Consider the following 6,951-nt stretch of genomic DNA (forward strand, 5'->3'; position numbering starts at 1 on the left):
GTCAGTCCACCTCCGGGAAGTACAGGGCGTCGAAGACGTCACTTCGAACGCGTCCGCGGATAACCACGCGCCCGCGCGCCTCCTGCTCGGCGTTTATCTTCCTGATCACCTCGTAGGCGCTGCCTTTCTTGATCCTCAGCAGCTCCGCAACCTCGTCCGCATCCAGCATGTGCGGTCTCGGCGTCTTTGCCACCTTCTCGTCCATGGCTCCTCCTGTCATTAGCGTACAGATACGTACGGTTTACAGATTCAGAGTAAACGTACATATCTGTACTGTCAATAGAATTGCGTACATTTGCGTACGCTGGTAAGATGTGCGGGTACGTAATTCCAGGAGGAGGGCGCATGTCCGTAGGCGAGAACATAAGGCGGTACCGCAAGTCGCGCGGCATGACGCAAGCGCAGCTTGCCGAGGCGGTCGGCCTGACCGAGGGGGCCGTGCGCCACTACGAGAGCGGCATCCGCGCCGTGAAGCCCGAGCTGCTCGAATCCATCGCCGCAGCACTAGGCGTATCCGTCAACGCCCTCAAGGATTACGGCGTCGAGACCGCAGGCGACCTCATGTCGCTGCTCGTGCGGCTCGAAGACTCCTTCGGCATAGTTCCCTCAGCCGACGGTTCGGGCCTCTCCCTGAACCCCAAGGCGCCGCACGCGCCCAAAGCCGCGATGGCGATCGAGTTGTGGGCAGAGAAGCGCGCACGGCTCGAGAACGGCGAGATCGACGCCGACGAGTACGAGGACTGGAAAGCCTTGCTGTAACGGCTCCCCGCATTTCGCAATCAACGCAACCGAATCAGGACGCCAGGCTAGGCGGTGAGCTCCGCTCGCTCCTGCGTAAGCTGAGTTTTTACTCCCCATTGCATGCAAAGGCATTTCAAGCGTAAATGGGGAGTAAATGACGCGGTGGCTTACATGGCGGCACACGGCAGTACACTGCGGCATTTCCCCTGATTACTCCCGTTTTCATTGAGGCGGCGAGATTCTTTACTCCCCATTAACCACCTGGGGAAACGCCGTACGGAGACCGTAAAAACGCCCGTTGAGTTCGATTTGAGTTTCACGGGCCCCGAAACGGCCTCGTTTCGTTCTCGGGGACAAAAATCGCGCGTCTACTCATTCGGGATAAATCTTTACTCCCGTTCCTCCGAATACCGCCCCGTGCCTTGTCGTCTTGAAATACGGGGAGTAAATCGCGAAATCGCAGGTGAAAGGGAGTAAAACGGCAAAGAAAAAGCCTCCGTCCCAACGCGGGAACGGAGGCCAGATTACCGTATTTACTCACCGCCGTCGCTGGCGGCTTTGCCATGACTCTCGTACGAAACGAAACTCAGCGGCACAGTGCGGCACTCAAAAGTGCAGGTCAGAACCCTATCAGCCTACTCCCACTCGATGGTCGCGGGCGGCTTGGACGTGATGTCGTAGCACACGCGGTTGGCGCCGGGGACCTCGGCAACGATGCGGCCAGAGATGCGGGCCAGCACGTCGTAGGGCAGCTTGGCCCAGTCGGCGGTCATAGCATCGCTGGACTCGACGGCACGCAGGATGATCGGGCGCTGGTAGGTGCGCTCGTCGCCCATAACGCCGACGGACTTAATGTCGGGCAGGACCGCGAAGTACTGCCAGCAGCTGTGCTCGGAGTTGCGCTCGCCGGTCTGCTCAAACAGACGCTGGTTGTAGGCGTCGAGCTCCTCGCGCACGATAGCGTCGGCGTTCTTGAGGATCTCGAGCTTCTCCTTGTCGACCGCACCGATGATGCGGATGGCAAGACCCGGGCCCGGGAAGGGCTGGCGGAACACGATGTGACCCGGCAGGCCCAGTGCCAGACCAAGCGCGCGGACCTCGTCCTTAAAGAAGTGGTCGAGCGGCTCGATGAGGTCGAAGTGCACGCCCTCGGGGAACGGGATTAGGTTGTGATGGCTCTTGATGGTGGCCGTCTTGCCGCCCGTCTTGCGAGCGCCGGACTCGATGATGTCGGGGTAGATGGTGCCCTGAGCCAGGTACTTGACCGGCTTGCCATCGGTCTCGAGCTGCTGCGCCACGGCGAAGAACTCTTTCCAGAACTGCGTACCGATGATGCGGCGCTTCTCCTCGGGCTCGGTCACACCGGCCAGAAGCTCGGCATAACGCTCCTCGGCGTGGACGTGGATAAAGTCGACGTCAAACTGCTTGGTGAAGACCTCCTCCACCTGCTCAGGCTCGCCCTTGCGCAGCAGGCCGTGGTTGATGAACACGCAGGTCATCTGCTTGCCCACGGCGCGAGCGCCCAGCGCAGCCACGACGGAGGAGTCGACGCCACCGGACAGGGCCAGAATCACGCGGTCGTCGCCGACCTTCTCGCGGAACTCGGCCGTCATGGTCTCGACCAGGTTGTCCATGCTCCAGTTGGGCTCCAGGCCGCAGATCTCAAACAGGAAGTTGCTCAGCAGCTGCTGACCATACTCGGAGTGCTTGACCTCGGGGTGGAACTGCGTGGTGAAAATCTTGCGCTCGACGCACTCCATGGCGGCAACCGGGCACACGTCAGTGCTGGCGGTAACGGTAAAGCCCTCGGGCACCTCGGAAACGGCGTCGCGGTGGCTCATCCACACGGTCTGCTCCATGGGCGTGGAGTTAAAGAGCTTGGCGCCGGCCGTGCGCGTGATGGTGGCGCGGCCGTACTCGCCCACCTCGGAGTGGCCGACCTTGCCGCCGAGCGTCACGGCCGTGATCTGATGGCCGTAGCAGAAGCCCAGGACGGGAAGGCCCAGGTCAAAGATGGCGGGATCTATAGACGGAGCGTCCTCGGCATACACGGAAGCCGGACCGCCGGAAAGGATGAGCGCAGAGGCGTTCATCTCGCGAATCTCGTCGGCCGAGATGTCGCAGGGGACAATCTCGGAATACACGTTGAGGTCGCGGACGCGACGGGCAATGAGCTGACCGTACTGCGCACCAAAGTCGAGTACGAGGACCTTTGCGGAAGCCTTTTGATCCATGGTATCCCCCTCTTGTTGGCGGGGAGCCGGTGCCCACCCGCGTGAATGAACGAAAATAACCTCCATAGTGTACACGTTATATGGGGTTTCTCGTCCCTCGCAGCCATCAGCGCACGGCAAACGCACGACCTGGGCCCCTATTTGACGGCAATTGAAGTGTTACCAGACGTTACAGATGATGTAATACGTTTGAACATTGAACGCTCTGTGCCACAATACTGCCGAACGACTCCGCCTCTGCGGCGGCAAATACGATAGGAATACCAGCATGAAGCGCATCCTTCTCATCGCCACGGGCGGCACCATCGCATCGACCGAGGACGGCAACGGCCTCTCCCCCGCCCTGACCGGTGAGGAACTCGCCCAGAGCGTCCCCGAGATCTCGGGCCTCTGCGAGCTCGACGTCGTGCAGCCCATGAACATCGACAGCACCAATATGCGCCCGAGCGACTGGATGCGCATCCGCGATGTCATCGTCGAAGGTTATTCCGACCACGACGGCTTCGTGATTCTGCACGGCACCGACACCATGAGCTACACCGCGGCGGCGCTTTCCTATCTGATTCAGGACAGCCCCAAGCCCATCGTGCTCACCGGCTCGCAAAAGCCCATGGGCAACCCCTTTACCGATGCCAAGCTCAACCTGTACCAGAGTCTGCTCTATGCACTCGACGAGCATTCGCACGACGTCTCGATCGTGTTTGGCGGCGTCGCCATTGCTGGCACGCGCGCCCGCAAGCAGCGCACCATGAGCTTTAACGCGTTCATTAGCGTCAACTATCCGCCCATTGCCTACATCCGCAACGACCGCATTGTGCGCAACGGGCTTCACGGCACTCATCAGAATGAGAGCCCGGTGCGTTTCTACGACAGTATCGATCCGCGCGTATTTGTCCTTAAGCTGACGCCCGGCGTGAACCCGGGTATCCTGGACGCCCTAGCCGATAGCTACGATGCTGTAATTCTTGAGACCTTTGGCATTGGCGGTATTCCCGAGTTTGGCGAGTCCGGCGATTCGTTCCAAGAGGCAATTTTCCGCTGGGTCGATTCGGGTCGCACCGTCGTTATGACCACGCAGGTCCCCGAGGAGGGCCTTGACCTGGGTGTTTATGAGGTCGGCCGAGCTTACGCCGATCATCCGGGTATTTTGCGCGGCGACGATATGACCACCGAGACGCTCGTGGCCAAAACCATGTGGGCGCTCGGCCAGTCACGCGATGCCGCCGAGATCCAGCGCCTGTTCTACAGCCAAGTCAACCACGACCGTATCCCGATGGCGTAATTCAGTTGTCGACGGGTATCCCCTATTCGATGCCCTCGAGAAGCTCTGACACCGTCATGCCGAGTGCGGGCGCGATCTTAAATAGAACCTTGAGCGTGAAATTTGCCGTCCCATCTTCGATTCGGTCGAGGTAGGGTCGGCTGATTCCTGTCGCCACACAAAAATCAACCTTGGAGATACCAAGGTCCCTGCGTGTCTCTTCGACCCGCCTGCCAAGAATCTGTTTCGCACGTTCGTCCATGCAGCCGAGTTTGAAATGGAGCCGAACATAAACGTAAACTATAGTTTACGTTTTGCCGAATACACAGGAGTTTTCTATGTCGGGTTCTTCGGTCCGCATGTACCGAGCCACGCTTCGCACAAACAGCGCACCGCCCAAGCTCGTCGTCGTTGAAGCAGAAGCCCTTTCGCCCGATGAGCGCACGGCATTTGCATTGCTATCAAGTCGCGTCGCCGCCATTCTGGTCCCTTGCCCGGCGCAAGGTGAACTTGCCATCCAATGCCAAGCGCACAGCTGCTCGCTCAATCAGGCTGCCGTGATCGCAACCAGCCAACGCGGTCTGCCCCTTCTCCTGGAAGCCGGTATCGCACTCGCCCTTCGCGGCGCCGGATACGAAAACGAGGCCGCCGCCGACATGGTCTTTAAACCACGATCGAGCGGCGGCCTCGCAGCAGCCATTGAATATGCGTGCAGGCTCGTTGCCTAAAAGGACAAGCTAGAAACCAAAGCCAAAGCCCGTTCCAGTAATCGCCGAGTACATAAAGTAAACGTTGATCACGTTGAGGAACACACCCGTGATGCAACCGTTGCGCAGGTAGCGCTCACACACGATGCGCGCCATGGCGGCGGAGTCATCATTATTTTTTGCCTGGCGTCCCGCCGTAAAGTACGTCGCCACGCTCAGCAGCAGATTGAGTACCGGCAGCGCCAACAGCTCGTAGCTCTTGCCCCAGCGCGTCACCTCGCCGGCGGCGTTAAACTTCGTTGCCACCTCGGGGCCAATGTTGGGGATAACACACGCTGCAACCACCAGCGGGATCACCGCAAGTACGAGCAGCGCAATACCCATGTACCCAGCTTTTTTGCCGTATTTAAACATATGCGTCGCCCTTACACGTTAAAGCGGAAGTGCACGACGTCGCCATCGGCCATGACATAGTCCTTGCCCTCAATACGCAGCTTGCCGGCGGCCTTGGCGCCCTGCTCGCCGCCGAGCTCGATGTAGTCGTCGTAGCCAATGACCTCGGCCTTAATAAAGCCGCGCTCAAAATCGGTGTGGATGACGCCGGCGGCCTGCGGGGCGGTCGCGCCCTGACGAACCGTCCAGGCCTTGACCTCCATCTCGCCGGCCGTAAAGAACGACTGCAGGCCGAGCAGCTTGTAGGCAGCCTGAGCGAGCACGTCCAGGCCGGGCTGCTCCAGGCCCAGGCTCTCCAGGTAGTCGGCGGCGTCCTCGGGATCGAGCTCGGAAAGCTCTGCCTCGATCTTGGCGCAGATGGGCAGCGGCTTGACACCATCGATGGGCGCCAGATCGTCGTTGAGCATATCCTCGTCCACGTTGGCCACATACAGGATGGGCTTCATGGTGAGCAGGAACAGCCCCTTGGCGGCGGCACGCTCCTCGTCGGTCATCTCCATGGATGCGGCGCGCTTGCCCTCGTTGAGCCAGGCAAGCAGGCGCTTGGCAACCTCGAACTTGGGCATGAGCTCCTTGTCGCGCTTGGCCTCCTTCTCGAGCTTAGGCAGCTGCTTCTCGAGCGTGCCCATGTCGGCCAGGATGAGCTCGGTCATGATGGTGTCGGCATCGCCGGCGGGATCGACGAACTCGCCCGTGCGGCCCACCTCACGCATGACGTTGGGGTCCTTAAAGCAGCGCACGACCTCGCAGATGGCGTCGGTCTCGCGAATGTTGGCCAGGAACTGGTTACCCAGGCCCTCGCCCTCGTTAGCGCCCTTCACCAGACCTGCGATGTCGACGAACTCGACCGTCGCCGGCACAATGCGACCCGGGTTAACGATGTCGGCAAGCTTTTGCAAGCGGCTATCGGGCACGTCGACGATACCCACGTTGGGGTCGATCGTGGCAAACGGGTAGTTGGCGGCAAGGCCGGTCTTTTTGGTAAGCGCGGTGAACAACGTCGACTTGCCCACGTTGGGCAGGCCCACGATACCGATGGAAAGGGACACGACAGCTCCTTTTGGTACAGGTACTTCAAACTGCATAAGTATAGCGCCGCCGCAGCATCCGGGCGAATCCGGACACCGCGGCGGCGCAAATGAAGCAAAGATTGGGGTCGCTGGCTAGTCCGCGAGCTTCTCCACCTGATCGAGCATCTTGTCGAGCTTGGCCTTTGCTTCGGCCTTGGCCTTCTGGGCCTCTTCGTGGGCCTTGGCCTTCTGAGCGGCCTTTTCCTCGGCCTCGGGGTCGACGACGACCAGATTGGACGCATCGTGCTCGACCAGCTTGAGCGCATGCTCGGGACAAACCTTGACACAGGCGCCGCAGCCTAAACAATACGTGGACTCCAACGCAAAGCGGCCGCTTCCCACCAGATCGCAGGCAAACGTGGGGCACACGTTGACGCACTCGCCGCACGACGTACACTTGTCAAAATCGCACTCCGGTGTGCTCACCTGCATGTTCTGGGCAAGCTCGGGGTGGTTTTGCAACGTCGAGAGCACCAGTTGACGCC

Annotated in this window: 9 protein-coding genes; 3 read left to right on the forward strand and 6 right to left on the reverse strand. The window is 60.3% G+C overall.

Annotated features, from left to right (window positions below):
• Position 1 precedes the first annotated feature (1 nt).
• Positions 2–205: a hypothetical protein gene (locus AB5758_RS02260; RefSeq protein WP_006681531.1), complete on the reverse strand. Its 204-nt coding sequence runs from the start codon at positions 203–205 to the stop codon at positions 2–4.
• Positions 206–345: 140 nt separating this feature from the next.
• Between AB5758_RS02260 and AB5758_RS02265 the strand changes: the two genes are divergently transcribed.
• Positions 346–759 carry a helix-turn-helix domain-containing protein gene (locus tag AB5758_RS02265; RefSeq protein WP_346964614.1) on the forward strand — a complete coding sequence of 138 codons (414 nt, stop codon included), beginning with the start codon at positions 346–348 and terminating at the stop codon, positions 757–759.
• A 617-nt stretch (positions 760–1,376) separates the two neighbouring features.
• Here AB5758_RS02265 and guaA read toward each other — a convergent pair.
• The gene (gene guaA / locus AB5758_RS02270; RefSeq protein WP_368141794.1) at positions 1,377–2,975 is read right to left on the reverse strand and encodes a glutamine-hydrolyzing GMP synthase; all 1,599 of its coding nucleotides are present in this window, start codon (positions 2,973–2,975) and stop codon (positions 1,377–1,379) included.
• A 268-nt stretch (positions 2,976–3,243) separates the two neighbouring features.
• Here guaA and AB5758_RS02275 point away from each other — a divergent pair, with 268 nt between their 5' ends.
• Positions 3,244–4,257 (forward strand): asparaginase, encoded by a 1,014-nt coding sequence (locus AB5758_RS02275; RefSeq protein ID WP_225093256.1) that lies wholly within the window; start codon positions 3,244–3,246, stop codon positions 4,255–4,257.
• A gap of 22 nt (positions 4,258–4,279) precedes the next feature.
• On the opposite strand, the gene AB5758_RS02280 is transcribed toward AB5758_RS02275, so the two are convergent.
• Complete coding sequence (locus tag AB5758_RS02280; protein WP_035136926.1) at positions 4,280–4,498, reverse strand: helix-turn-helix domain-containing protein; 219 nt, start codon at positions 4,496–4,498, stop codon at positions 4,280–4,282.
• 76 nt (positions 4,499–4,574) lie between these two features.
• Here AB5758_RS02280 and AB5758_RS02285 point away from each other — a divergent pair, with 76 nt between their 5' ends.
• Positions 4,575–4,964, forward strand: coding sequence for a hypothetical protein (locus AB5758_RS02285; protein ID WP_138111664.1), 390 nt, complete (start codon positions 4,575–4,577; stop codon positions 4,962–4,964).
• A 9-nt stretch (positions 4,965–4,973) separates the two neighbouring features.
• On the opposite strand, the gene AB5758_RS02290 is transcribed toward AB5758_RS02285, so the two are convergent.
• The 3 genes from AB5758_RS02290 to AB5758_RS02300 form a co-directional block, all read right to left on the reverse strand.
• Positions 4,974–5,357 (reverse strand): DUF1648 domain-containing protein, encoded by a 384-nt coding sequence (locus AB5758_RS02290; RefSeq protein ID WP_089572786.1) that lies wholly within the window; start codon positions 5,355–5,357, stop codon positions 4,974–4,976.
• An 11-nt stretch (positions 5,358–5,368) separates the two neighbouring features.
• The gene (ychF, locus tag AB5758_RS02295; protein ID WP_368141797.1) at positions 5,369–6,445 is read right to left on the reverse strand and encodes a redox-regulated ATPase YchF; all 1,077 of its coding nucleotides are present in this window, start codon (positions 6,443–6,445) and stop codon (positions 5,369–5,371) included.
• A gap of 114 nt (positions 6,446–6,559) precedes the next feature.
• Positions 6,560–6,951 (reverse strand): ATP-binding protein (locus AB5758_RS02300; RefSeq protein ID WP_368155343.1); only part of this gene is annotated, 392 nt, incomplete at its 5' end.

This window comes from Collinsella aerofaciens (assembly GCF_040926405.1).
GTDB lineage: Bacteria > Actinomycetota > Coriobacteriia > Coriobacteriales > Coriobacteriaceae > Collinsella.